The sequence below is a fragment of the bacterium genome (assembly GCA_035380285.1).
GTDB lineage: Bacteria > Auribacterota > Erginobacteria > Erginobacterales > DAOSXE01 > DAOSXE01.
This window is the reverse complement of record DAOSXE010000001.1, coordinates 219,358-242,885: the sequence shown is the minus strand read 5'-3', so window position 1 is coordinate 242,885 and position 23,528 is coordinate 219,358. Positions and strand designations below refer to the sequence as shown.

The following is a 23,528-nucleotide window of genomic DNA, read 5'->3' as shown; positions in this document are numbered from 1 at the left end:
GAGCGGAAGACGGCGAAGTCCCAGGTCCCGTCCCCGTCGTAGTCCGCCGGCTGCACCGTGTCGGTCGAGTTCCCGTAATAGACCGCGGTCCGGCCCCGAACCAGCCACTTGCCCTGGTCGTAGCGGTAGACCGCGTAGTCCCAGGTCAGGCCCCCGGAGTAGGGACCGGGGACCGGTCCGTCGGTCGGTCCCCCGTAGTAAAGCGTGGTCAGGCCCTTGACCAGCCAGCGCCCCGTGGAGGAGCGCCAGACCGCGATCTGGGTCCGCGGGTCCCCGGCATAGTTCCCGGGCACCAGGTGGTCGCTGGAGACCCCGTAGTAGGCCTGGGTCACTCCGCGCACCGCCCACTTGCCGATCGAAGGCCGGAAGACCGCCAGGTCCGCCGTCCCGTCCCCGTCGTAGTCGCCGGGGACGGGGACGTCGACGGCGGCCCCGAACCAGGCCGTGGTCACGCCCCGGGCCATCCACTTGCTCTGGGCGGCGCGGTAGACCGCGATGTCCCAGGTTCCATTGCCGGAGTAGTCCCGGGGGACGGGGAAGTCGGTGGAGGCCCCGAAGTAGGCCCGGGTCAGGCCCCGCACCAGCCAGAGCCCGGCCGAGGGCCGGAAGAGGGCGATGTCGGAGGTCCCGTCGCCGTTATAGTCGCCCACGATCGCCGGACCGGAGGCAACCGGCGTCGGGAGGACCGGGGTGGGCGTTCTTGTAGCTAACGGCGAGGGCGTTGGTGTGGCTGTATAGCTGGCGGCACTATATGGGGTCGGGGAAGGAGATGTGCTTGGAGAAGGACTACATGTGGAAACTCCGATGGGAGTTGGGGTAGGAGTAGAAAGCTCCGGAGTGGGCGTTCCAAGATCAGACTCACCCAAAGCATAATCCCCAAATGCCATTATCGGAGCCTGGACGTAGTTCTCCTCGTGGTAAACCGTTACGGAAGGCACTGTCTGCCAAGAAGCGCTGCCTTCGTTATACCTGAATATCTTGAGATTGCCCTCGGCAATTCCCAGCCCATCGACGAATCCATCATCGTTGTTATCGGGATAAGGGATAACCAGCAGCATCGGCTTTACCAGCGACTGTTCGACTTCGATCTCGACATTGACGAATTCAAACAAGTTCGAAGCGAGGGCCGCTTTTCTGCCTCTATGCGGGTTTTCAGGATATTGCTCGAATACCATCGCATTGGATTCGGGCAAGGCCCCATAGGGAACTTTTGCCGATAATCCACCGGATATTTCAACCAACGTGGCTTGATGGGGTGCCAGAAACTGTCGTTTCAGCCGATTCCCCTGCTCGTCGATATTCTCGTCAATCTCCGAGTCTACCGATGCCACGGTGACCTGGATTAAATCGGAATATACGATCAGTCCCAGGGTATCGGCGGCACGACCGCGAAGCTCATAATCTCCGGGAGTAACGGCGGTCGTGTCCCAAGAACGGTAGAAGCTATACGGTGGCGGATATATCGGCGAACTCATGGCAATCCAACTGGTCTCCCCCACTTGGCGATACTGGGGTTGGACCCATTGTGTCTGGTTGCCGGGAGCCGTGTTGATCCGCACGGTGACGGCGTTTCCGGAAATAGTTTCACCGTCCTTCGGGTTGGAGATCCAAACCTTAAGGTCGGACACCGGATTGACGGTGATAGTGACACTGTCCGTATCCGTCAAACCGACGTCAGTGGTCACTCTGAGACCGGCTTCGTAACTCCCCACCATTCCGAAGGTGTAGGTAGTATTCCCATCGCTCTGTGAACTCCAGTCATAGGCGCCGTCCCCGTCGAAATCCCATTCATAAAGAACAATATCCTCCGGGGGCGTTGCGCTTCCGATAAAGGTCACGGTAAACGGAACCGGTCCCGTTGCCTGATCGACTTGGGCATTTGCTTGAGGAGGAGTCCCGCCTTCGGAGACATTGATCACTACCGTGTCGCTTTCGATCACGCTTTGGGCATCTATCGCACTAAGGCGCGCCGTATATTGGCCGGCGGTTCCGTAGGTATGGATGACGCTAGGACTGGTTAATGAAAGATAATCGATAATCCCGTCGTCCTCGAAATCCCAGAGGTAGAAAACTACTTGTTCCGCCGGCGTTACTATTCCGGACAGTGAAACCTCCAACGGCGCTGAACCTACGGTCGGAACCGCTAAGGCATCTACCTCCAACGGCTCAACACCCAACGTCACTTGAATGCCGTAAACCGAATTGAGCGCTGTCCTAGCCAGCGAGTCTTCAACCTCGCACCTGGCCTGGTACGTTCCGACCGCGCTGTATGTATGTGAACTTTTGGCCGAGTAGGGAGAAACAAAATCCCAAACCCCGTCTCCGTTGTAATCCCAGCGATAATATTGAATCTCACTGCCGTGAATAACCGTGGCTTCGAAGTCGACTGTCAGAGGCGGAGGACCCGAAAGCGGACTGCCCGTGAGAATCAGTTCCGGGGGAAGCGGTGTCGGTGTCGGCGTCACCGATGGAGAAGGTGCTTGTGTCGGGGAAGCGGAAGCTGTCGGAGTTACGGAAGGGGAAGGAGGCAAAGTTGGAGGAGGAGTCGCGGTAGGCGGCGCCGAGGGGGTGGTCGTAGGGGGACAAGAGGGTGTGGGGATTGGGGTTTTATAATCATCGGGAGTCGGGGTAACGCTGGGGGTCGGAGTCTTGGATGGGATATACCAACGGGCAAGGTTATGAGCCGGCTTGCCTCCGGCGGCAGTGAAGTCGCCGCCCACGTAGAGGTTGTTCGCCCCGTCGAAAGAAAGAGCTCTGATCTCATTTCCCCCGGTTACTCCTGAACCGAGCGGGGACCAGGACGACCCGTCCCACTTGGCAATCCGGCTGGCGGAAACGCCACCGGCCGAAGAGAACCAACCGCCGGCATAGAGGTTACCTTCGTTATCGAAGGCGAGCCCCCAAACTTTGTTATTTACGCCCGAACCCAGTGAAGACCAGGATGATCCGTCCCACTTGGCAATATAATTAGTCGTCATCCCGCCGGCCGTCGTAAAGTTCCCCCCCACATAAAGATTGCCGGCGCCGTCAAGCGCCATGACGTAGACAACGCCATTCGTGCCGGTGCCCAGCGCAGACCACGCGGACCCGTCCCACTTGGCCACATAATTAGCCGATTCGCCCCCGGCCTCGGTAAAAAATCCCCCTACATAGACGTTGCCGGAGCCATCCCAGACTATGTCCTCGATGTAGTTATTCACCCCGTCCCCGAGCGAGGACCAGGCAGACCCATTCCACTTGGCCACATAGTTGGCGGCCGTTCCGCCGGCCGTGGTGAACCACCCTCCCGCGTAGAGTGTCCCCGCGCCGTCGTAGGCCAACCCCCTGACGCTCCAATTCATCCCCGAGCCAAGAGCCGACCACGCCGCGCCGTCCCATTTGGCCACGTAATTGGCCGAACTCCCACCGGCCGTCGTAAAGGATCCGGACGCATAAACATTTCCCGCACCATCAGGCGCGAACGCCTCGACGCTGTCGTTCATCCCGGACCCGAACGTCGACCATGCGGACCCGTTCCATTTCGCTACGTCGTTAGCCGTGGTTGTCCCGACTTGGGTAAACCACCCTCCCACATAAACATTTTCCGGGCCGTCGCACGTTACCATGAAGACGATCGAGTTGGGATTGGGGTCTACGCTGGACCAATTGTCATCTCCGGGCGACGGTGTCGGGATTGGACTTTTGGTTGGAACGGCCGATGCGGTTGGAGTGCCGGTGGGCGGAAGTGGTGGGGTTCTGGTGGGAGGCGGTGTAGGGGTCTTGTAATCCTCTGGTGTCGGAGTACGGCTAGGAATCGGGGTACAGGAAGGTGCCGGAGTGGGGATATACCACCGGGCGAAGTTCGGGGCCGGCTTGCCCCCGGCAGTTGTGAAATCGCCGCCCGCGTAGAGGCTGTTCACCCCATCAAAGTATAAGCATCTTACCTCGAATCCGCTCAGGCCGGATCCAAGAGGGGACCAGGATGACCCGTCCCACTTGGCGATCCGGCTGGCGGAAACGCCGTCGGCCGAAGAGAACCAACCGCCGGCATAGAGGTTACCTTCGTTGTCGAAGGCTATACCCCAGACTCTGTCATCGACGCCGGAACCAAGCGCCATCCATTCAGAACCGTTCCATTTAGCAATATGATTCGCTGAAGACCCACCAGCCGTGGTGAAATCGCCGCCCACATAAAGATTGCCTTCGCCGTCAAGCGCCATAACACAAACCAGATCGTTTACTCCAGCCCCCAGCGCGGACCACGAGGAGCCATCCCACTTAGCCACATGACTAGCGGATTCGCCCCCCGCCTCGGTGAAAAATCCCCCTACGTAGACGTTGCCGGAGCCATCCCAGACTATATCCTCGATGTAGTTATTCACTCCGTCCCCGAGCGAGGACCAGGCAGACCCATTCCACTTGGCCACATAGTTGGCGGCCGTTCCGCCGGCCGTGGTGAACCACCCTCCCGCGTAGAGTGTCCCCGCGCCGTCGTAGGCCAACCCCCTGACGCTCCAATTCATCCCCGAGCCAAGAGCCGACCACGCCGCGCCGTCCCATTTGGCCACGTAATTGGCCGAACTCCCACCGGCCGTCGTAAAGGATCCGGACGCATAAACATTACCCGCACCATCAGGCGCGAACGCCTCGACGCTGTTGTTCATTCCGGAACCGAACGTCGACCATGCAGACCCGTTCCATTTTGCTACGTCGTTGGCCGTGGTCGTCCCGACCCTGGTGAACCATCCCCCCACGTAAACATTTTCCGGGCCGTCGCAGGTCACCATGAAGACTATGGCGTTCGGATTGGGGTCCACGCTGAACCAATTGTCATCGCCTATAGCGCCCTGGGCGTAAGGAACCGTTAAAAAACTAATTTCTGAAATAACCCCGACTATAACTATAGCCAATACGCGAAGTGGCTTTCTCACAAGCATTCCTCCCGGAGTAACTGCATTCTTTTCGTCATCAAACAATATAAAGCGTCTTACCCGCTGATTCTCTTCACGCAAAATAAAGCTGCGGCACTTTGAGGATGTTTCCGTGTATACAAATAATGCGTAAATTCCGAAATGACTCCCCAGACGAATTTCGGTCGACCTTTCAGGTTCTGGCATTCGCCGCGCAGATTCTTGTATCCATACATTCCGGTAACTTCATACCCCAGCTCGGTCATTTCCGTTACTGTCCATCCGGAAAGGTGCTCCTCTAAATCGCCATCCGCGCTGTGCTGGGGAAGAAAACCGTTAGGGGTCAAAACCACCACCAGTTTACTGGCGACCCGTTCCAGTTCTTTGAGAAACTGCGCCCCTTTATCCTTCACCAGGTGTTCGACGACATCGAGAGCTACGACGGCTTCAAACTGATTATCTGCGAACAATCCACCGATCTCTTCTGCCCTTCCTTCAAAAACAGTATCATGCGTCCCATCTTCGACAGCTTTCAATACGTTAGGCCGCCAACCTTCCACCCCGACTAAACTGAGGGCATCAACAAATCTCAGAGGGGACGAACCGCCGCAGCCAACGTCCAAGACAGTGCTACAGCCATGTAAAACCGATCGAAGTTCCCTGACATATGTCATGTAAGCGATATTCGGGAAAACATCCTTCCACAGGTCAAATCTCTTTCTTGCCGAATTATATTGTTTCACACCCAACAAGTTACTTCCGGCTTGCCGTTCAAGAAAAAAACCCGGTTTGGGCAATATTCCAAGACCGGGCGTAGACCACTATCCAGCGCACCGAGGACCCTGAATAAAACATTAGTCCTCCTCCTATCTATATGATAACTCTCATTAAGAATATCTGACAAGAAATATTCCGATTTTTTCCCGTTCATATAAATGATGTCAGAAGAGTGGCTTCCGACATCTATAGACTAAGTCTACTCAGGCTATCGTATTTTGGTATGATAGTTCTGACTAATATCCCACTATCCTATCCCCCCCTACATTCTCTATAAGTTTACATTTGAGATTTAAATCCATGCGCATCGTTTTTTCCCGGCTCCGCCCGGCGGAGAAACTCCCTGACCGTTTCCAGATACTCTTCGGGGTGCTCCAGGTGGTGCTCGTGGGACGCGCCGGCAAAGACGCGGATCTGGGAACCGGGAAGATGGTCGCGGTAGTATCGGGTCGTCTCCGGGGTCGCCTCGTCGGCGCCCCCGCAGGTGAATAAAACCGGAACGGTTATCTCTTTCAGCCTCTCCACCCGCTCGTAGTTCTTGAGGGTGCCGTTGACGGTAAATTCGCTGGGGCCCCACATGTAGCGGTAGAGCGGAACGTTGAGCTTTTCGATCGTTCCGTTGAGGCAGTCGGGCCAGGGGTCGAGACGGCAGACGTGGAGACGGTAGTACTCCATCATCGCTTCCCGGTATCGAGGGGAATCGAAATCCCCCGAAGCCTCGCACTCCTCGATGACGGCGCGCGTGGTAGCGGGCAGCTTCGACACGTGTTTTTCCTGGTCGGCGATCCAGCGGGAAGTGCTGAGCAGGGGACCGGACAAGACCAGGCTGTGAACGCCATCAGCCCCGCGTTCCAGGAGGTAGTCCACGGCCAGCGCCGTCCCCCACGACTGCCCGAAAATATGAACCTCCTCCAAGCCGAGGGCCTCCCGGACCTGGTGGAGTTCCTCTACGTAACGCTCGACGCTCCAGAGGGCGGTGTCCTCGGGCCGGTCGGAATTTCCGCACCCGAGCTGGTCGTAGAAAGCGACGGGGCGTTCGTCGGACAATCCCCGCAGCGGTTCGAGGTAGTCACAAGAAGCGCCCGGCCCCCCGTGCAGGACCAAAAGAGGAACCCCCGGGGCCCCCTGCCCCGCTATCCGGTACCAGACCCTTCCGCCCGTTACCGGAACATAGCCTGCCCGGGCGCCGTCCGGGACCGTATCTTGCGCGACATTCGACTCCGGGCTCATGACGCATCCCCCAGGCCGACAACCTGCGTCCTCATGCGGCGAAACTCAGACCGTTCCCCCCGCTCGGCCTTTACCACAGATTACTCCGATCGACTGAGAAGGGGGAAAGATTTAACCGCCGGAGCGGGGAAGAGGGTTCAGGGTTCGGGGTTCAGGAAGGCAAAGAGCATGGAGCAGAGAGCATAGAGTAGATCCGACACCCACCTTCACGATCTTCATGTCCTTCACGGTCGAGAAAAGCACAGAGCGGAACGCTAGGCGCCGAGAACGGCGTTGTCGATCAGGCGGGTGGAGCCGATGAAGACGGCCAGCGCCGCCACGGCCGGGCGCTCCAGGGCCTCGACCGGCTCCAGGGTCTCGGCGTCCCGGACTTCGACGTAATCGATCCGGGCCGAAGGCGCGGCCGCGATCTCCGCGGACATGGCGGCGATGATCGCGGCGGCCGAGCGTTCCCCGGCCGCGAAAAGGGCCCGGGCCCGCTCCAGCGCATGGAAGAGGCAGAGTGCCTGTTCCCGTTCCGCCCCCGAGAGATAACGGTTGCGCGAAGACATGGCCAAGCCGTCGGGTTCGCGGACGATGGGGGCGGTGACGACCTCCACCGGCAGGTCGAGATCCCCGACCATCTTGGCTACCACCCGGGCCTGCTGATAGTCCTTGCTCCCGAAGACCGCCAGGGTGGGGACGACCAGGTTGAAAAGCTTCAGGACCACGGTGGCGACGCCCCGGAAATGACCGGGGCGGGAGGCCCCGCAGAGGCCCGCGCTCAGGCGCGTTTCCTCGACCCAGGTGGAATACCCGGGCGGGTAGACGTCCGCCGAGCCGGGGGTGAAGACGATGTCGACCCCTTCGGCGCGGCAGAGGGCGAGATCGCGCTCCAGATCCCGGGGGTAGGAGGCCAGATCCTCCCGCGGCCCGAACTGGGCGGGGTTGACGAAAATAGAGACGACCAGGACGTCGACGCGGGGGCGGGCCAGCTTCATCAGGCTGGTATGCCCGGCGTGGAGGTACCCCATGGTGGGAACAAACCCGATGCTCCTCCCCCCGATCCGGTGACCCAGGCAGATCCGCTGGATTTCCGCCGGCGAAGCTACGACCTCCATCCCGGGGCTCACTGAAAGGTCTGCTCCGGCCCGGGGAACGTGCCGTCCCGGACTTCCCGGGCGTACTCGCCCACGGCCCGGGCGATCTCCTGCCCGATCTCGGCGTAGCGCTTGACGAAGGTGGGCCGGAACTCGTCGAACATCCCCAGGAGATCGTGGGCGACCAGCACCTGCCCGTCGCAGGAGGGACCGGCGCCGATGCCGATGGTGGGTATGGAGAGCTCGCCGGTGATCTCGGCGGCCAGTTCCCCGGGTACGCATTCCAGAACGACGGCGAAGGCCCCGGCGCTTTCCAGGGCCCGGGCATCTCCCAGCAGGCGCCGGGCCGCTTCCGGGCCGCGGCCCTGGACCTGGTAGCTCCCCAGCCTCAATATCGATTGGGGAGTGAGGCCGATGTGCCCCATGACCGGAATGTCGGCGGCCACGATCCTCGAAACCACCTCCCCCATCTCCGCTCCGCCTTCGACCTTGACCGTGTGGGCCCCGCCTTCCTGGACCAAGCGCCCCGCGTTCCTGACCGCCTCGTCGGGGCCGAGGTCGCAGCTGAGGAAGGGGAGATCGGCGGTGATCAGGGCCCGGCGGCAACCCCGGGCCACCGCCCGGGTATGGTGGACCATGTCGGCCATGGTCACCGGGACGGTGGATTCGTGGCCGAGAACCACCATTCCCAGGGAATCGCCGACCAGAACGACGTCCACCCCGCTGCGGTCGAGGATCCGCGCCAGGGGGTAGTCGTAGCCGGTTACGACCACGATTTTTTTTCCGGAAGCCTTCATCCCCTTCAGGGACGCCGCCGTCACCCGTTTATCCGCGCCTTCGTTCATCTTCCCTTCCCCGATCCGGCCAGTTCCCGGACCGCTTGTTCGGAGACTTCGCCCAATAATTCGCCCACGGCCTCGCCGGTGACCGGATCGGTCAGACCGGGGTCCAGGCGCTGGAGCGGCTCGAGGACGAAACGCCGGGCGCGGTAGCGCGGGTGAGGGAGAATGGGCGGGGACGTGCGCACCTGCGTTCCGTAGAAAACGATGTCGATATCGATCTCCCGGGGCCCCCGGTCGCGGCCCCGCCGGCGGCCCAGCGCCCGCTCCGCCGACAGGCACGCCTCCAGAAGCGCTTCCGGCCCCAGGGAAGTTTCGATTTTCAGAACCAGGTTGATGAAGTCGGGCTGGTCCCCGGTCTCCCGGGGAGCGGTTTCGAACCAGGGCGACTCCGCGACCACGGCGGTGTCGGGGAACGAGGCCACCGCCGCGATCCCCCGCCGGATAAACTCCCGGCGGTCGCCCAGGTTGGAGCCCAGGGAAAGGTAGGCTTTCACGATGAAGGCTCCGTCACGCCCATTTCAGTTCCAGCTTCTCCAGGCGCCGCAGCGCCTCGGCGATCTCCTCGCGGGGACGGGTCAACGCCATCCGGATATAGCCCTCCCCCGAAGGCCCCAGCCCTACGCCCGGGGTGGTCACGATCCCGGCTTCTTCCAAGAGCAGCTGCGTGAAACCGGACGAGGTCCGCCCGGGCGGGACCGGGCACCAGACATAGAAGGTGGCCCGGGGAAGATCCACTTCCCAGCCCAGGTTCCGGAGGCCGTCGACGAGAAGGTCCCGGCGGTCCCGGTAGACGGCCAGAAGCTCGGCCAGGTAGTCCTGGGGGCCGGTGAGCGCGGCTATACCCGCCACCTGCACCGCTTGGAATATCCCCGAATCGAGGTTGGATTTGACCCGGGCCAGGCCCGCCAGGACCTCGGCGTTGCCGACCGCGAAACTGATGCGCCACCCGGTCATGCTATAGGTCTTGGAAAGGGAATGAAACTCGATTCCGGTCTCCCTGGCGCCCGGGACCTGGAGGAAACTGGGGGGCCGAAAGCCGTCGAAAGCCAGCTCGGTGTAGGCGGCGTCGTGAGCCACGATAATCCCCCGGCGGGCGGCGAATTCGACAGCCTCGGCGAAGAAGGAGAGATCGCAGACCGCGGCGGTGGGGTTGTTGGGATAGTTGATCCAGAGGATCCGCGCCCGGTCGGCGGCAGCGGCCTCGACGGCGGAAAAGTCGGGGAGGAAGCCGTTCTCCCGCCGCAGGGGCATGAAGACCGGTTCTCCCCCGGCGAAGATGGTGCCGGCCTGATACACCGGGTAGCCCGGCTCCGGAATCAGAACGGCGTCGCCGGGGTCGACGAAAGCCAGGGGCAGGTGCCCGATCCCTTCCTTGGAGCCGATCAGGGGCAGCACCTCGGAGACGGGGTCCAGCTCGACCTCGAATCGGCGGCGGTACCAGGCGGCGATGGCCTCGCGCAGCGCCGGCATCCCCGCATCCAGGGCGTAGCGGTGGTTTTCGGGGTCGCGGGAGGCCCGGCAGAGGGCATCGACGATGTGGCTCGGAGTGGGGGTATCGGGATCGCCCACGCCCAGGTCGATCAGGTCGCGCCCCTGGCCGCGGAGCCGGCGCTTGACCCGGTCGATCTCGGCAAAGAGGTAGGGGGGAAGCCGTTTCAGCCTCCGCGAGGCTTCGGCGTTCATTCCTCCCCCTTGCAGATCTCGCCTTCGTGAAACCGGCAGTAGTCGTCGACGACGGGGATGTCCCGGAAATATACGCCGAGCTTGTCGGGAACGGCCAGAATCTGCCGTTCCAGTTTTCCCCCCACTATTTTTTTCAGCAGCACTTTTTCCTCGGTCCGCAGGCGCTCCCAGGCTATCTGGCTGCTGGGATAGCGGCTGCTGAACCCCTCATCGAAAAGCAGGTCCAATTTGCATTTGACGGTGGCGAACATGTTCAGGGCTCCTTTCTTGCTCCGAAGATGACGTCTTCCATGGTATAGAGGCCGGGAGATGCCGCGGCGGCGAACAAGGCCGCCCGCAGGGCCCCCCGGGCGAACGTGTCCCGGCTGTGGGCGCGGTGGGTCAGTTCCAGCCGCTCCCCCAGGTTGGAGAAATAGACGGTGTGGTCGCCGACGATGTCCCCGGCTCTGACGGCGTGAAGCCCGATCTGGCCGGACGGCCGCTCCCCCGTCATCCCCTCCCGGCCGCAGACGGAGACGGCCGCGGGGTCTTCGCCCCGGCCCCGGGCCGCGCGTGCGCAGAGCGTCCGGGCGGTGCCGCTGGGAGCGTCCTTCTTGAACCGGTGGTGGGCTTCGACGATCTCGATGTCGTACTCCGGACCCAAAGCCCGGGCGGCGTCCTCCACCAGGCGGAAGAGGAGGTTCATTCCCACGCTCATGTTGGAGGCGTACACCACCGGGATCTCCCGGGAGGCCTTCTCCAGGGCGGTCACGGAATCCGGGTCCAGGCCGGTCGTTCCCACCACCAGGGGCTTTTTCAGCCGGGCGGCCAGGGCGGCGACGGCAGGGGCGCCGGCGGCCGAGGAAAAATCCACGACCGCATCCGCCGCCCGGAAGGCGGGTTCCATCTCCGAGGAGACGGCCACTCCCAGGGGGCCGGCGCCGGCCAGTTCGCCCACGTCCCGGCCGCGGGATTCGGAGCCGGCGGCCTCGACCGCCCCCACAACCTCCAGGGCGGGATCGGCGGCGGCGAAAGCCACGATTTTTCTCCCCATCCTTCCCGCGGCCCCGCAGACCGTAATCTTGAGCGTCTTCATGCTTTCTCTCCGAACGTCACGGCAGCAGCGCATAGCCGCGCAGAAGCGATTCCAGTTTTTCCCGGTTGGCCTCGCTCATCGAGCAGATGGGGAGGCGGAACTCCTCCGTGATGCGGCCCATCAGGGCCAGGGCCGTTTTCACCGGAATGGGGTTGGTTTCTATGAACATCCCCTGAAAGAGGTTGTAGAGGTCGAAATGCCCCCGGCGGGCGTCTTCCCATCGGCCCTCGAGGGCGGCATGGACCATGGCGGCGACTTCGGCCGGCACGATATTGGCCGCCACCGAGATCACCCCCTTGGCTCCGACGCTGATCATGGGCAGGGTGAGCATGTCGTCGCCCGAGAGGACGGTGATGTCGCAGAGATTGAGGATCTGGCTGACCTGATCGACCGATCCGCACGCTTCCTTGATCGCCACCACCGTGTCCAGGGCGGAGAGGCGGGCCACGGTGGGAGGCTCCAGGCGCACCCCCGTACGGCCGGGAACGTTGTAGAGAACCAGGGGGATTTCGGTCCGCTCGGCCAACAGTTCGAAGTGCTTGATCATCCCCCGCTGGGTGGGCTTGTTGTAGTAAGGGGTAATGACCAGGGCGGCGTCCGCCCCTACGTCCTGGGCGTGCCGGGTCAGCCTCAGCGCTTCCAACGTGCTGTTGGAGCCGGCGCCGGCTATGACCTTGATCCGGCCCGCGACCTTTTCGACCACGAACTCGACCACACGGTCGTGCTCCTCGTGCGTCAACGTCGCCGATTCGCCGGTGGTGCCGCAGGGGACGACGGCGTCGGTGCCGCCCAGTATCTGAAATTCCACCAGCTCGCCCAGTTTCTCGAAATCGACCTCCCCGTTCCGAAACGGGGTCACGATCGCTACCATGGAACCGCTTATCATCGTTCTTCTCCTTGCGTCTCTCGCCGTCGGCCCGGGCTCGGTCTTCACCGGGGCGGGAGCGGCATCTCTCCCTTGAAGACGAATTCGGCGGGGCCGGTCATCAGCACCCGGCCGTCCTCTTCCCAGGAAACGTCCAGGGTGCCCCCGGGAAGGCGGATCGTGGCGGCGCGCCCGGAGCGCCCGGCCAGATGCGCCGCCACCAGGGCGGCGCAGGCGCCGGTGCCGCAGGCCAGCGTGATGCCGGCGCCGCGTTCCCAGACGTCGACCGACAGCTCCTCCCCGGGGAGCACTTTCACGAATTCGACATTGGTTTTATTGGGGAAGAGCGGATCGATCTCCACCGCCGGCCCCAGTTCGGCGACCGGCGAGGGCTCGCCGTCTTCCAGAAAAATCACGCAGTGGGGGTTGCCCATGGAGACGCAGGTGATGGCAACGGTTTTGCCGGCGAACACCGCCGGGTGAAGGACCACCTCCCCGGGGAGGTTGACCGGGATCTCGGGCCCGTTCAGAACCGGGGCGCCCATGTCCACCCGCACCTCTTCTCCGACCAGGACCGGCCGGACGATCCCGGCCAGGGTCTCGACCGTGAACTCGTCCTCGTCCACCAGCCACTTTTCCCGGGCCCAGCGGGCGAAGCACCGGATCCCGTTGCCGCACATTTCCGGTTCCGAGCCGTCGGAGTTGAAGATCCTCATTTTCAGGTCCGCGACCTCGGAATTCTCGGCGCAGATCACCCCGTCGGCGCCGATCCCGTAATGGCGGTCGCACAACCTCCGGATCAGTTCCGGGGTGAAATCCAGCGCGCCGTCCCGGTTCTCCACCAGGACGAAGTCGTTGCCGGCGCCCTGCATCTTCGTGAAGGTCAGTTTCATCGGTTCGCTCCCCCGCCCCCTTACTCTTTCTCCGAAAAAGAGGGGATTTTTTCCCCCTTAACCAGGTCTCGGTAGGTTTCCCGGCGCCGCACCAGCTCGCATTCGCCTCCATGCACCATGACTTCGGCGGGCCGGGGCCTGGAATTGTAGGTCGAAGCCATGACGAACCCGTACGCCCCCGCGCTCAAAACCGCCACCAGGTCTCCCGGAGCGGGCTCGGGAAACATGCGGTCCTTCCCCATGGTGTCCCCGGTTTCGCAGATGGGCCCGACCACGTCCACCTTTACGGCCGGAGCCGTTTTTTCGGAAACGGGGACGATGGCGTGCTCGGCGTTGTAGAGGGCCGGCCGGATGAGGTCGTTCATTCCCGCGTCGATGACCGCGAAATTTTTCTTGGCCTTCCGTTTCAGGTGCAGAACCTTGGCCAGGAGGCAGCCGCAGTTGCCGGTCAGGTACCTTCCCGGCTCGAGAACGATCGAAACCGGCAGACCGGCCAGGACCGGCCGCAGCGCTTCGGCGTATTCGACCATGGCCGGCACCTCCTCTCCCCCGTAGCTGATCCCCATCCCCCCCCCGATGTCCAGGTACCTGATCCCCACCCCTTCCCGCTTCAAACCCCGGACCAGGGCCGCGAGCTTCTCCACCGCTTCGACGTAGGGGCCGGCGCTGCGGATCTGAGACCCGATGTGCATCTGTATCCCCACCGGCTTGACCGCCCCCAGGCGGCGGCAGCTCAGATAGACTTCCCGGGCGTGCTCCAGATCGAAGCCGAACTTGTTTTCGGCTTTTCCGGTGGTGATGTACCGGTGGGTTTTGGGGTCGACGTCCGGCGTCACCCGAAACGCCACCGGGGCCTGCGCCCCCATTTTCCCGGCGATGCCGTCGATCTCCTCCAGCTCGGAAAACGATTCCACGGTAAAGAAGAGGATGCCGGCCTTGAGCGCTTCCCGGATCTCCCGGGACGTTTTACCCACCCCGGCGAAAACCGTCTTGGCCGCGGGAAAACCGGCTTTCAGGGCGCGGTAGAGTTCCCCCCCCGAAACGACGTCGACGCCCGCCCCGAGACGGGCCAGAACCGCGGCCACGGCCAGGCTGCTGTTGCTTTTCAGGGAGAAACAGACCAGGTGCCGGCGACCCCGCCACGCCCGTTCCACCTCCTTGAACTTCCCCTCCAGATGGCCCCGGCTGTAGACGTAGGTGGGGGTCCCGAACCGCTCGGCGATCCGGGAAAGGGCCACGTCCTCGCAATAGAGTTCCCCCCCCCGGTAGCTCCAGTAATCGCTGTTGACGGGCAGGTTCATCCTTCCGACCGCCTCCCCAGCTTCCGCCTCCACCGGCGCAGGCTCCGTTTCACCTGCGCGGGCGCGGTCGAACCGTACGTGGTTTTGGCCCGCAGGCTCCCCTCGGGGGTGAGGAGGCCGAGAGCGTCGGCGGCAAAGACCGCGGAGTACCGCCGCAGGTCCTCCAGGGTCAGATCCTCCAGGCCCCGGCCGCGCCGGAGGCAATCGCGCACCAGGGCTCCCACCAGGTCGTGGGCTTCGCGGAAGGGTATCCCCCGGGCCACCAGGTACTCGGCCAGGTCGCTGGCGGCGGAGCAGTCTCCCGCCAGCGCCCGCTCCACGGCGGAGCGGTCGACGACCAGGGTGCGGACGACCCCGGCCAGCAGCGGCAGAGCGGCGGCGAGGGTCTCGGCGGAATCGAAGAGCGGTTCCTTGTCTTCCTGCATGTCGCGGTTGTAGGTGAGGGGCAGCCCCTTCATTACCGTCAGCACCGCGACCAGGTTGCCGTAAAGACGCCCGGTCTTTCCCCGGATAAGTTCGGCCGAGTCCGGGTTCAGCTTCTGGGGGAGAAAGCTGCTCCCGGTGCAGTAGGCTTCGTCGAGACGTACGAACCCGATCTCGCTCGAACTCCACCAGACCAGTTCCTCGCAGAGGCGGGAGAGGTGCATGCCCGCGATCGCGCACGCCCCCAGGAACTCGATGACGAAATCACGGTCGGAAACCGCGTCCATGCTGTTGGCGCAGACGCTCCCGAACCCCAGCCGGGAGGCGAGCAGGCGGACATCCAGGCCGAGACTCGACCCGGCCATGGCCGCCGAACCAGCCGGCATCACGTCCGCCCGTGCCGAAGCGTCGGCGAAGCGGCCCTTGTCCCGCTCGAGCATTTCCACGTACGCCAGGCAGTGGTGGGGGAAAAGCACCAGCTGAGCGTGCTGGGTATGGGTCAACCCCGGAAAGATCAGATCGGCGTACTCTTCCCCCTTGCTCACCAGCGCTTCCTGAAGATCCGCCAGGGCCGCTCTCAGCGAACCGGCGGCTTCCCGCAGGTAGAGGCGCGTGTCGAGGGAGACCAGGTCGTTGCGGCTGCGGCCGGCATGGAGCTTCTTCCCCGCCTCGCCGGTCCGGCGCACCAGTTCGTCCAGGACCAGGGAATGAATATCCTCATGGTCCCCGCCGGTCCCGAGCCGGCCCGAGGCGATATCTTCCCCGATCTCGCCCAAGGCCTCGGTCAGCCGACGCATTTCCCCGGCGGTGAGATGACCGGCGGCGGCGAGCGCTTCCGCGTGCGCCCGGCCGGCGGCGACGTCGGCCTGGAAAAGCCGCCGGTCGAAGGAGAGCGAACGGCTGAACGCTTCCAGAAGAGGATCGGTGCGTTTGCGGAACCTTCCTCCCCACAATTTACGGTTCATCTCTCCTCCCTGATCGAACGTTTTTTTATGGTACACCATCGCGGCCGGGGGTGTCACCCCAACCTCGTCCGCCTACCCCCGATCCTCGCGCTCCCGCTCCAATTGAGCCTTGATCCGGAGCCGGAGAGCGTTGAGGCGGATGAAACCGGTGGCGTCGCTCTGACGGTATCCTCCCGCTTTCTCGAAGGAGACGATCCCGGGGGAATACAGGCTGGTCGGGCTTTTCCGGCCGACCACCATGCAGTTCCCCTTGTAGAGCTTGCAGCGCACGGTCCCGTTCACGGACTCCTGGGTGGCGGCCACTGTTTTCCGGAGCAGTTCCATTTCCGGGGCGTACCAGAAGCCGTTGTAGACCCCCTCGGAGTAGCGTGTGATCAGGCTGTCCTTGAAATGCATGACTTCCCGGTCGAGCGTGATCGATTCCAGGGCGCGGTGAGCGATATGGAGGATGGTACCGCCCGGGGTTTCGTAGACGCCGCGGTCCTTCATCCCCGTAAAACGGTTCTCGACGATATCGATCCGGCCGATCCCGTTTTCCCCTCCGAGCCGGTTCAGCTCCGCCACCAGATCCGCCGGGGAGAGCCGCTTCCCGTCCACGGCCGCGGGAACGCCCCGCTCGAACTCGATCTCGATATAGGTCGGGCGGTCGGGGGCCTTTTCGGGAGAAACCGAAAGCACGAACATATCCTCGTCCGGCTGCGTCCAGGGGTCCTCGAGAATCCCGCCCTCGAAACTGATATGCAGCAGGTTGCGGTCCATGCTGTAGGGCTTCTCCGCCGTCACCGGCGTGGGGATCCCGTGTTCCCGGGCGTAGGCGATCAGGTCCGAACGTCCCTTGAAATCCCATTCCCTCCACGGGGCGATGATCTTCAGGGAGGGTTCCAGGGTCTGGAAGGTTATCTCGAAGCGGCACTGATCGTTGCCCTTGCCGGTGGCCCCGTGGGAGACGTATTCGGCTCCTTCCCTCCGGGCGATCTCCACGTGCCGCTTGGCGATCAGCGGCCGGGCGAGGGCGGTTCCCAGCAGGTAGGTGCCTTCGTAGACCGCGTTGGCCTGGAGGGCGGGAAAAATGAAATCGCGGGCGAACTCTTCCTTGAGGTCCTCGACGTAAACGGCGCTGGCGCCGGTGCGCCGGGCTTTTTCCGCGGCTTCCTCCACTTCCTCGTTCTGGCCGACATCGGCGATATAGGCGACGACGTCGAGCCCTTTTTCCTCCTTGAGCCAGGTCAGGATCACCGAGGTGTCCAGGCCCCCGGAATACGCGAGCACGACTTTGCTCATCGATCGTTACCTCCCTTCTCGGAACGCGCGGGCTCGGACCGGGCGGAGAGCGCCTTCTCCATGGCCTCGATGGCGATATCGGCTTCCTCCCGGGTTGCGTTCAAGGCGGGCATGACCCTGAGGACGTTGCCCGCGGTGCAGTTGATGATCACTCCCCGATCGAGACATTCCGCCGCGATCTCGGCCCCGGGGAAATCGAGTTCCAGCCCCAGCATCAGCCCGCGGCCGCGGACTTCCCTGATCGAGGGGATGCGGGCGGCCAGTTCCCGGAAGCGGCCCTCGATATAGGCGCCCAGTTCGCGGGTATTGGCGATGACCCCCTCTTCCTCCATGGCCTCGAAGACGGCCAGACCGGCGGCGCAGGCGAGGGGATTGCCCCCGAACGTCGAAGCATGTGTGCCGGGCGCGAGCACTCCGGCGAACTTCTCTCCGGCCACGAAGGCCCCGATGGGGACCCCGCCGCCCAGGGCCTTGGCCAGGGTCATGACGTCGGGGAGAACCCCGTAGGCCCGGCAGGCGAACCAGTCCCCCACCCTGCCCATCCCGGTCTGGACCTCGTCCACGATCATGACCAGATCGTTTTCATCGCAGAGTTCCCGCACCGCCGACGCGAACCCGGCTGTCGCCGGGCGCACCCCCCCTTCGCCCTGAACCAGCTCCAGCATCACCGCCACGGTCTTGTCGGTCACCGCCGCCCGCAGCGCCTCGATGTCGTTGTAGGGGACATAGCGGAAGCCGGGGATCATGGGGCCGAAACCGGAGTGGTACTTTTCCTGGCCGGTGGCGGTCACCGTGGCCAGAGTGCGGCCGTGAAAAGAAGAGAGCATGGTGACGATTTCGTAGCGGCCGGAAGGCGCCCCGTAGCGTCGGGCGAGTTTGAGGGCGCCTTCGTTGGCCTCGGCGCCGCTGTTGCCGAAGAAAACCTTGCCCGGGAACGCCCGGGAGACGATCTCGCCGGCCAGGCGCCCCTGCAGGGGGTTGTAGAAGTTGTTGGGCATATGCAGGAGCTTGCCCGCCTGCGCGCGGATCGCCTCGACCACGCGGGGGTGGCAGTGCCCGAGGCCGCTCACCCCCCAGCCGGGGAAGAAATCCAGATACCTGTTCCCGTCGACGTCCCATACCCAGCTCCCCTGCCCCCGCTCGATCATGACCGGATTGCGGGTATAGGTGCCGAGAACCGAACCGTCGAACTGTTTGATGAGATCAGCTCCCGCCGTCATGCTTCGGTCTCTCCCTGATCGGTGTTGGAAATTTCGGTGCCGATCCCCTGATCGGTGAATATCTCCAGAAGCAGGGAATGCTTCACCCTGCCGTCGATGATGTGCACCTTGCGCACTCCTCCTTCCAGCGCCTGCAGGCCCGACCGGACCTTGGGGATCATGCCCCCGCTGATCACCCCCTCCTTGAGCAGGCTGGCGATTTCGTTCCGGTTCAGGGAAGAGAGCAGGATGGGCTCCTCTCCCTCCCGAAGCCGGATGATGCCCTCGACATCGGTGAGAAAAACCAGTTTTTCGGCGCCGAGAGCGGCGGCGACCGCGCCCGCCATCATGTCTCCGTTGATGTTATAGACGTTCCCTTCCTCGTCTCTTCCCAAGGGGGCGATGACCGGAACGATATCGTCCGCCGTCAGCTGGAACAGGGTCCCGGGACGGGTCGATTCGATCTCGCCCACGAACCCGATGTCGGTGGGGACCTTGAAACCGTCGGGCCCCGGGAGCAGGGGAAGGTGGCGGCGGGCTCTGATCACGGGATCGGGCCGGGCCACCAGCCCTTCGGCCCGTCCCCCTTCCGCCTCGATGCGGGCGACCAGGTCGGCGTTGATTTCGGACATAGCTTCATGCACCAGGCGGATGCAATCGGCGTCGGTGCAGCGCAGCCCCTCCACGAAGCGGGGGGTGATGCCTGACTTTTTCATCCGCTCGCTGATCAGGAATCCCCCACCGTGGATCAGAACCGGCTTCATCTTCACCGCTTCCATGAAGACGATATCCCGCAACACCCCGGCGGTGGTCCCGGGGTTGGTCATGGCGCTGCCCCCCAGCTTGATCACGACGATCTTGTGCTGGAACGACTGAATGTAGGGAAGCGCCTCGATCAGGGTTTCGGCCTTGCGGATAAAGCGTTCCATTGCTTCCTCGCTCAATGACGGTTGATGCCCACGTACTCGTGGGAGATATCGCAGGTGTAGTAGAAATCGCGGTCCTTCCCCCGGCCCAGGTCGATGACGATATCCAAGCGGCCGGCGCTCAGGGCCTTCGCCACCGCGTCGGGGTCGGTCCCGGTCAGCAGGCCGCCGGCGACCACTTCGATCCCGTCGAGCCTGACGGAAACGGTCTCCGGCTCCACGCCGGTTCCGGAATAGCCGATGGCGGCCAGAACGCGCCCCCAGTTGGGCGATTCCCCGAAGAGGGCGCACTTCAGAAGCAGGGAGTTGGCGACCGCGGCCGCGACCGTCCGGGCTTCGTCCGGCCCGGCGGCCCCGGTTACGTCGAACCGAACGAGCTTGGTCGCTCCTTCCCCGTCGGCGGCGATGGCCCGGGCGAGTTCGTGGGTTACCGCGTCGAGGGCCCGGCGGAAAAGCTCCCAGCCCGGAGTCCCCTCTTCGACGCCGGCTCCGCAGGCGCCGTTGGCCATGACGATCACGGTGTCGTTGGTGCTGGTATCGCCGTCGACCGTGACCCGGTTGAAGGACTGTTCCAGGCTTCCGGCCAACGCCCGGCGGAGAGCGCCGGCGCTTATCCCGGCGTCGGTCGAGATGAAGGAAAGCATGGTGGCGTGGGGAGAGGGCTCGCCCACCCGGAGCCGGGGATGGATCATACCCGCTCCCTTGGCCATGCCCCCCACCCGGACCGTCTTTCCCTCCAGTTCGAACTCGACCGCGGCTTCCTTGGGAACGGTGTCGGTGGTCATGATCGCCTGCGCCGCCCGGTCGTTTCCCCCGGAAGCGACGATCCCGGCCAGGACCTCCACTCCGGGGAGGATCCTGTCCAGGGGGAGGCGGCGGCCGATGGTCCCGGTGGAACAGGCGGTCACCGAAGTTTCCGGCAGGCCCAGGCACCGCGCGGCGGCGGCGGCCATCGACCGCGCGTCCCTATCGCCTTCCCGGCCGGTGCAGGCATTGGCGGCGCCGCTGTTGACCACCACCGCCTGCAGCGCCCCGTCGGCCAGCCGCTCCCGGCAGAGCCGAACCGGAGCGGCCGCGGCCGAGTTGGTGGTATAGGCTCCGGCGGCGGAAGCCGGGCGGAGCGAAACCAGCAGGGCCAGGTCGAGGACGTCCTCGCTCTTGATCCCGCAGGAGATCCCGGCGGCGACGAACTTCCGCGCGGCGGTGAATCCGCCCTCGATCGGCCGCAGCGGCCCGCTTTCAGGCAGGAAGTCCAGTTTTTTCATCGAAGCCTTCCATGATGTTCATGTTCTGAACCGCCTGCCCCGCCGCCCCCTTGAGGAGGTTGTCGACGGCGGTGACCACGATCAATCTGCGGGTGCGCGGGTTGAGCGTCAAGCCGAGGCGGCAGGTGTTGTTTCCCACCGCTTCCCGCAGTTCGGGGAGAGAGCCGCGGGGGTAGACCCGGACGAACGGCTCCCCCCGATAGGCGTCGAGGTACGCCTCTTCCACCTCTTCGGGGGAAACGTCACGGATCAGGTCCAGGTAGACGGTTCCCAGTATGCCCCGGTTGACCGGGAGCAGGTGGGGGGAAAATTCCACCTCGACGCCGGTTCCGCAGGCCCGGGAAAGGATGTACTCCATCTCGGGCGTGTGTTTATGGGTGACCAGGCCGTAGGCTTTGAAGTTCTCGTTCACTTCGGGGAAAAGGAGGGGGAGACTGGCCTTGCGCCCGGCGCCGGTGACGCCGGTCTTGGCGTCCACGATCACTCGTTTTCCCGAAACCAGACCCGCGCTCAAGGCGGGGTAGATACCGAGAATGGTCCCGGTGGGGTAGCAACCGGGGTTGCCTACCAAGCGGGCGGAACGGATCTCGTCCCGGAAAAGCTCCGGCATCCCGTAAACCGCCTCCTCCACTCCTTCCGGGTCGACATGCTCGGCCCCGTACCACCGTTCGAAGACGGAAACGTCCCGGAACCGGTAATCGGCGGAAAGATCGACCACTTTCTTCCCCGCCTTCAGAAAGGCGGCGGCGAAACGCATCGAGATCGTGTGGGGAAGGGCCAGAAAGACGAAATCGGCGGCGGACGCGACTTCCGCGACATCGAGGCTTTTCACCGTCAGATCGACGTTTCCGCGCAGTTGGGGAAATTCGTCCTGGAGCCGAACGGGGCCGTCGACCTTCGCGGCCAAGGCGGCGATCTCCACCCGGGGATGCCCGAGCAGGAGCTTGACGATCTCGATTCCGGTATAGCCGGTCGCTCCGACCACGGCGACTTTCAGCATGGGATTCCTCCTTAAAACCTGGGGTAGAATTTAATCACAGAGCCCGGAAGCTTAGTATGAAAAAAGAGGCTCCAGGACCTGCCTGGAGCCTCTTCTCTTCTGCTTGAGCAAACCTCAGCGCTTGGAGAACTGGAACTTCTTCCTGGCTCCGGGCTGGCCGTACTTTTTTCGTTCCTTCTTGCGCGGATCCCGGGTCAGCAGCCCCGCGCTTTTCAACGGGGAGCGCAGCGAGGAATTGGCTTCGACCAGCGCCCGGGCGATGCCGTGGCTGAGGGCGCCGGCCTGCCCGCTTTTACCGCCCCCGTCGACCTGGGCGACGACATCGAAGCGCCCTACGTTTTCGGTGACCGCCAGCGGGGCCTGAATCAGCTTGAGCAGCAACGGGCGGTGAAAATAATCTTCCAGCGCCTGGTTGTTCACCGTGATCCGGCCCAGGCCCGGGCCGATCCATACCTTGGCCACGGAGGTCTTCCTCCGGCCGGTCGCGTAAAATTTGACGGAATCGCTCATCTCCTCCTGATCCTGGTAGAGGTTCTCTTAATCAAGCACCAGAGGTTCGGGATGCTGGGCCTCATGCGGGTGGGCGGGCCCGGCGTAAACCTTGAGTTTCTTCAGCACCTGGCGCCCCAAACGGTTGTGCGGGACCATGCCCTTGACGGCGTGTTCGATGATCCGTTCCGGGTGGTTCTTGAGCATGGTCTTATAAGGGACGCTCTTGAGCCCCCCCGGGTAGCCGCTGTAGCGCTGGTACTCCATCTGCTGGCTCTTGCGCCCGGTGACCACGACCTTTTCCGCGTTGACCACGACCACGAAATCTCCGGTGTCCACGTGGGGCGTGAAGATCGGTTTGTTTTTTCCGCGCAGGATATCGGCGATCCTGGTCGCCAGCCGCCCCAGCACCTGGCCCTCGGCGTCCACCAAGTACCATGTGCGCGTCATCTCTTCCGGTTTTGCCGAATATGTCTTCATCTCTTTATTCCTTAACGCATTGCAAAGCAGGTTACGCTATCAGCACTCCCGGGCGGAGTCAAGCGGGAAAGTTAGCAGATCGGACCGCGAGGGGCAAATCATTTTCTCCCCGAAAACGGGAAACGGATAGGATACCGAAACCAGGTAAAGACCGTTCGGAGGCGCGGTGGGCCCGGCTTGGGTCCGTTCCCGCGAACGAAGTATTTCTTCGACCCGGGACGCGGGCATTTTCCCTCTTCCCACCTCGGCCAAAGTTCCGACGATATTGCGGACCATGCGGTAGAGAAAACCGCTCCCCTCGATCTCGACCGCGAGCAACTCCCCGTCTTCTTCCACGTCCAGGCGGGAAAGGGTCCTGATCCCGTTGCGCAACGGGCGGCCGGCGCCGGCGAAGGCGGTGAAATCGTGTTTTCCCAGCAACGGCCGGGAAGCTTTCCTCATCGCGCCGGCGTCGAGCGCCGCCGGGCGGAGCCAGGCCCGGCTCCGCCGGAGAGGCGATATCGGGCGGCCGATGAGGATGAGATACCGATAGCGTTTGCCCAGGGCATGGTAGCGGGAGTGAAAACCCTCGGGGGCGGCCTCCGCCGCCAGGACCGCGACCGCGGCGGGGAGGATCCGGTTGCACCCGGCCCGGATCGCCGGTGGAGGCAGATCGGAGCGGGTGTCGAAATGGGCCACCTGGCCCCAGGCGTGCACTCCGGCGTCGGTCCTCCCGGCGCCGTGAACCCGGACCTTCTCCCCCAGCACCTCGGCCAGCGCGGTTTCGAGCCGTTCCTGGACCGTGTCCCTTCCCGGCTGGATCTGCCAACCCGAAAACGGGGTCCCGTCGTATTCCAGGAGGAGACGTATCCGCTTCATCGCCCGGG

General features: G+C 63.6%; 21 protein-coding genes. All 21 read right to left on the bottom strand.

The window, feature by feature from the left end:
* On the bottom strand, positions 1–4,796 hold a 4,796-nt coding region (locus PLZ73_01135; GenBank protein ID HOO76472.1), incomplete at its 3' end, for a PKD domain-containing protein.
* Between the two features lie 170 nt (positions 4,797–4,966).
* Entirely contained in the window at positions 4,967–5,632 is a 666-nt protein-coding gene (locus PLZ73_01130; GenBank protein HOO76471.1) for a methyltransferase domain-containing protein, read from the bottom strand.
* A gap of 313 nt (positions 5,633–5,945) precedes the next feature.
* Positions 5,946–6,896 carry a proline iminopeptidase-family hydrolase gene (locus PLZ73_01125; protein HOO76470.1) on the bottom strand — a complete coding sequence of 317 codons (951 nt, stop codon included), beginning with the start codon at positions 6,894–6,896 and terminating at the stop codon, positions 5,946–5,948.
* 254 nt (positions 6,897–7,150) lie between these two features.
* The gene (gene panC / locus PLZ73_01120; GenBank protein ID HOO76469.1) at positions 7,151–7,996 is read right to left on the bottom strand and encodes a pantoate--beta-alanine ligase; all 846 of its coding nucleotides are present in this window, start codon (positions 7,994–7,996) and stop codon (positions 7,151–7,153) included.
* An 8-nt stretch (positions 7,997–8,004) separates the two neighbouring features.
* Positions 8,005–8,820: a 3-methyl-2-oxobutanoate hydroxymethyltransferase gene (gene panB, locus PLZ73_01115; protein HOO76468.1), complete on the bottom strand. Its 816-nt coding sequence runs from the start codon at positions 8,818–8,820 to the stop codon at positions 8,005–8,007.
* A complete protein-coding gene (gene folK, locus PLZ73_01110; GenBank protein HOO76467.1) occupies positions 8,817–9,311 on the bottom strand; it encodes a 2-amino-4-hydroxy-6-hydroxymethyldihydropteridine diphosphokinase in 495 nt (164 codons plus the stop codon). Before folK ends, panB begins: the two co-directional genes overlap by 4 nt.
* A 13-nt stretch (positions 9,312–9,324) precedes the next feature.
* Positions 9,325–10,500 carry an LL-diaminopimelate aminotransferase gene (locus tag PLZ73_01105; protein ID HOO76466.1) on the bottom strand — a complete coding sequence of 392 codons (1,176 nt, stop codon included), beginning with the start codon at positions 10,498–10,500 and terminating at the stop codon, positions 9,325–9,327.
* The gene (locus PLZ73_01100) at positions 10,497–10,751 is read right to left on the bottom strand and encodes a hypothetical protein (protein ID HOO76465.1); all 255 of its coding nucleotides are present in this window, start codon (positions 10,749–10,751) and stop codon (positions 10,497–10,499) included. The genes PLZ73_01105 and PLZ73_01100 overlap by 4 nt, the downstream gene beginning before the upstream one ends.
* 2 nt (positions 10,752–10,753) lie before the next feature.
* Positions 10,754–11,575 (bottom strand): 4-hydroxy-tetrahydrodipicolinate reductase, encoded by an 822-nt coding sequence (gene dapB / locus PLZ73_01095; GenBank protein HOO76464.1) that lies wholly within the window; start codon positions 11,573–11,575, stop codon positions 10,754–10,756.
* A 16-nt stretch (positions 11,576–11,591) separates the two neighbouring features.
* Positions 11,592–12,461, bottom strand: coding sequence for a 4-hydroxy-tetrahydrodipicolinate synthase (dapA, locus tag PLZ73_01090; protein HOO76463.1), 870 nt, complete (start codon positions 12,459–12,461; stop codon positions 11,592–11,594).
* Positions 12,462–12,505: 44 nt separating this feature from the next.
* Complete coding sequence (dapF, locus tag PLZ73_01085; GenBank protein HOO76462.1) at positions 12,506–13,327, bottom strand: diaminopimelate epimerase; 822 nt, start codon at positions 13,325–13,327, stop codon at positions 12,506–12,508.
* A 26-nt stretch (positions 13,328–13,353) separates the two neighbouring features.
* Positions 13,354–14,634 carry a diaminopimelate decarboxylase gene (gene lysA / locus PLZ73_01080; GenBank protein ID HOO76461.1) on the bottom strand — a complete coding sequence of 427 codons (1,281 nt, stop codon included), beginning with the start codon at positions 14,632–14,634 and terminating at the stop codon, positions 13,354–13,356.
* The gene (gene argH / locus PLZ73_01075) at positions 14,631–16,022 is read right to left on the bottom strand and encodes an argininosuccinate lyase (GenBank protein ID HOO76460.1); all 1,392 of its coding nucleotides are present in this window, start codon (positions 16,020–16,022) and stop codon (positions 14,631–14,633) included. Before argH ends, lysA begins: the two co-directional genes overlap by 4 nt.
* A 72-nt stretch (positions 16,023–16,094) precedes the next feature.
* Positions 16,095–17,303, bottom strand: a complete 1,209-nt coding sequence (locus PLZ73_01070) for an argininosuccinate synthase (protein ID HOO76459.1) — start codon at positions 17,301–17,303, stop codon at positions 16,095–16,097.
* The gene (locus tag PLZ73_01065; GenBank protein HOO76458.1) at positions 17,300–18,523 is read right to left on the bottom strand and encodes an aspartate aminotransferase family protein; all 1,224 of its coding nucleotides are present in this window, start codon (positions 18,521–18,523) and stop codon (positions 17,300–17,302) included. Before PLZ73_01065 ends, PLZ73_01070 begins: the two co-directional genes overlap by 4 nt.
* A complete protein-coding gene (gene argB, locus PLZ73_01060) occupies positions 18,520–19,431 on the bottom strand; it encodes an acetylglutamate kinase (protein ID HOO76457.1) in 912 nt (303 codons plus the stop codon). The genes PLZ73_01065 and argB overlap by 4 nt, the downstream gene beginning before the upstream one ends.
* Before the next feature lie 11 nt (positions 19,432–19,442).
* Positions 19,443–20,693 (bottom strand): bifunctional glutamate N-acetyltransferase/amino-acid acetyltransferase ArgJ, encoded by a 1,251-nt coding sequence (argJ, locus tag PLZ73_01055; protein HOO76456.1) that lies wholly within the window; start codon positions 20,691–20,693, stop codon positions 19,443–19,445.
* On the bottom strand, positions 20,668–21,693 hold the full coding sequence (gene argC / locus PLZ73_01050; GenBank protein HOO76455.1) for an N-acetyl-gamma-glutamyl-phosphate reductase: 1,026 nt from the start codon (positions 21,691–21,693) through the stop codon (positions 20,668–20,670). Before argC ends, argJ begins: the two co-directional genes overlap by 26 nt.
* Before the next feature lie 114 nt (positions 21,694–21,807).
* The gene (gene rpsI, locus PLZ73_01045; GenBank protein ID HOO76454.1) at positions 21,808–22,203 is read right to left on the bottom strand and encodes a 30S ribosomal protein S9; all 396 of its coding nucleotides are present in this window, start codon (positions 22,201–22,203) and stop codon (positions 21,808–21,810) included.
* A 27-nt stretch (positions 22,204–22,230) separates the two neighbouring features.
* Positions 22,231–22,662, bottom strand: coding sequence for a 50S ribosomal protein L13 (rplM, locus tag PLZ73_01040; protein ID HOO76453.1), 432 nt, complete (start codon positions 22,660–22,662; stop codon positions 22,231–22,233).
* Between the two features lie 39 nt (positions 22,663–22,701).
* Complete coding sequence (gene truA / locus PLZ73_01035) at positions 22,702–23,520, bottom strand: tRNA pseudouridine(38-40) synthase TruA (protein HOO76452.1); 819 nt, start codon at positions 23,518–23,520, stop codon at positions 22,702–22,704.
* Between the last annotated feature and the right edge of the window lie 8 nt (positions 23,521–23,528).

What these genes read in the sequence shown, in the direction of transcription:
- PLZ73_01125 (HOO76470.1), bottom strand. Translation starts at nt 6,896, where the DNA reads ATGAGCCCGGAGTCGAATGTCGCGCAAGATACGGTCCCGGACGGCGCC.
- panC (HOO76469.1), bottom strand. Translation starts at nt 7,996, where the DNA reads ATGGAGGTCGTAGCTTCGCCGGCGGAAATCCAGCGGATCTGCCTGGGT.
- panB (HOO76468.1), bottom strand. Translation starts at nt 8,820, where the DNA reads ATGAACGAAGGCGCGGATAAACGGGTGACGGCGGCGTCCCTGAAGGGG.
- PLZ73_01105 (HOO76466.1), bottom strand. Translation starts at nt 10,500, where the DNA reads ATGAACGCCGAAGCCTCGCGGAGGCTGAAACGGCTTCCCCCCTACCTC.
- PLZ73_01100 (HOO76465.1), bottom strand. Translation starts at nt 10,751, where the DNA reads ATGTTCGCCACCGTCAAATGCAAATTGGACCTGCTTTTCGATGAGGGG.
- dapB (HOO76464.1), bottom strand. Translation starts at nt 11,575, where the DNA reads ATGAAGACGCTCAAGATTACGGTCTGCGGGGCCGCGGGAAGGATGGGG.
- dapA (HOO76463.1), bottom strand. Translation starts at nt 12,461, where the DNA reads ATGATAAGCGGTTCCATGGTAGCGATCGTGACCCCGTTTCGGAACGGG.
- lysA (HOO76461.1), bottom strand. Translation starts at nt 14,634, where the DNA reads ATGAACCTGCCCGTCAACAGCGATTACTGGAGCTACCGGGGGGGGGAA.
- argH (HOO76460.1), bottom strand. Translation starts at nt 16,022, where the DNA reads ATGAACCGTAAATTGTGGGGAGGAAGGTTCCGCAAACGCACCGATCCT.
- PLZ73_01070 (HOO76459.1), bottom strand. Translation starts at nt 17,303, where the DNA reads ATGAGCAAAGTCGTGCTCGCGTATTCCGGGGGCCTGGACACCTCGGTG.
- PLZ73_01065 (HOO76458.1), bottom strand. Translation starts at nt 18,523, where the DNA reads ATGACGGCGGGAGCTGATCTCATCAAACAGTTCGACGGTTCGGTTCTC.
- argB (HOO76457.1), bottom strand. Translation starts at nt 19,431, where the DNA reads ATGGAACGCTTTATCCGCAAGGCCGAAACCCTGATCGAGGCGCTTCCC.
- argJ (HOO76456.1), bottom strand. Translation starts at nt 20,693, where the DNA reads ATGAAAAAACTGGACTTCCTGCCTGAAAGCGGGCCGCTGCGGCCGATC.
- argC (HOO76455.1), bottom strand. Translation starts at nt 21,693, where the DNA reads ATGCTGAAAGTCGCCGTGGTCGGAGCGACCGGCTATACCGGAATCGAG.
- rpsI (HOO76454.1), bottom strand. Translation starts at nt 22,203, where the DNA reads ATGAGCGATTCCGTCAAATTTTACGCGACCGGCCGGAGGAAGACCTCC.
- rplM (HOO76453.1), bottom strand. Translation starts at nt 22,662, where the DNA reads ATGAAGACATATTCGGCAAAACCGGAAGAGATGACGCGCACATGGTAC.
- truA (HOO76452.1), bottom strand. Translation starts at nt 23,520, where the DNA reads ATGAAGCGGATACGTCTCCTCCTGGAATACGACGGGACCCCGTTTTCG.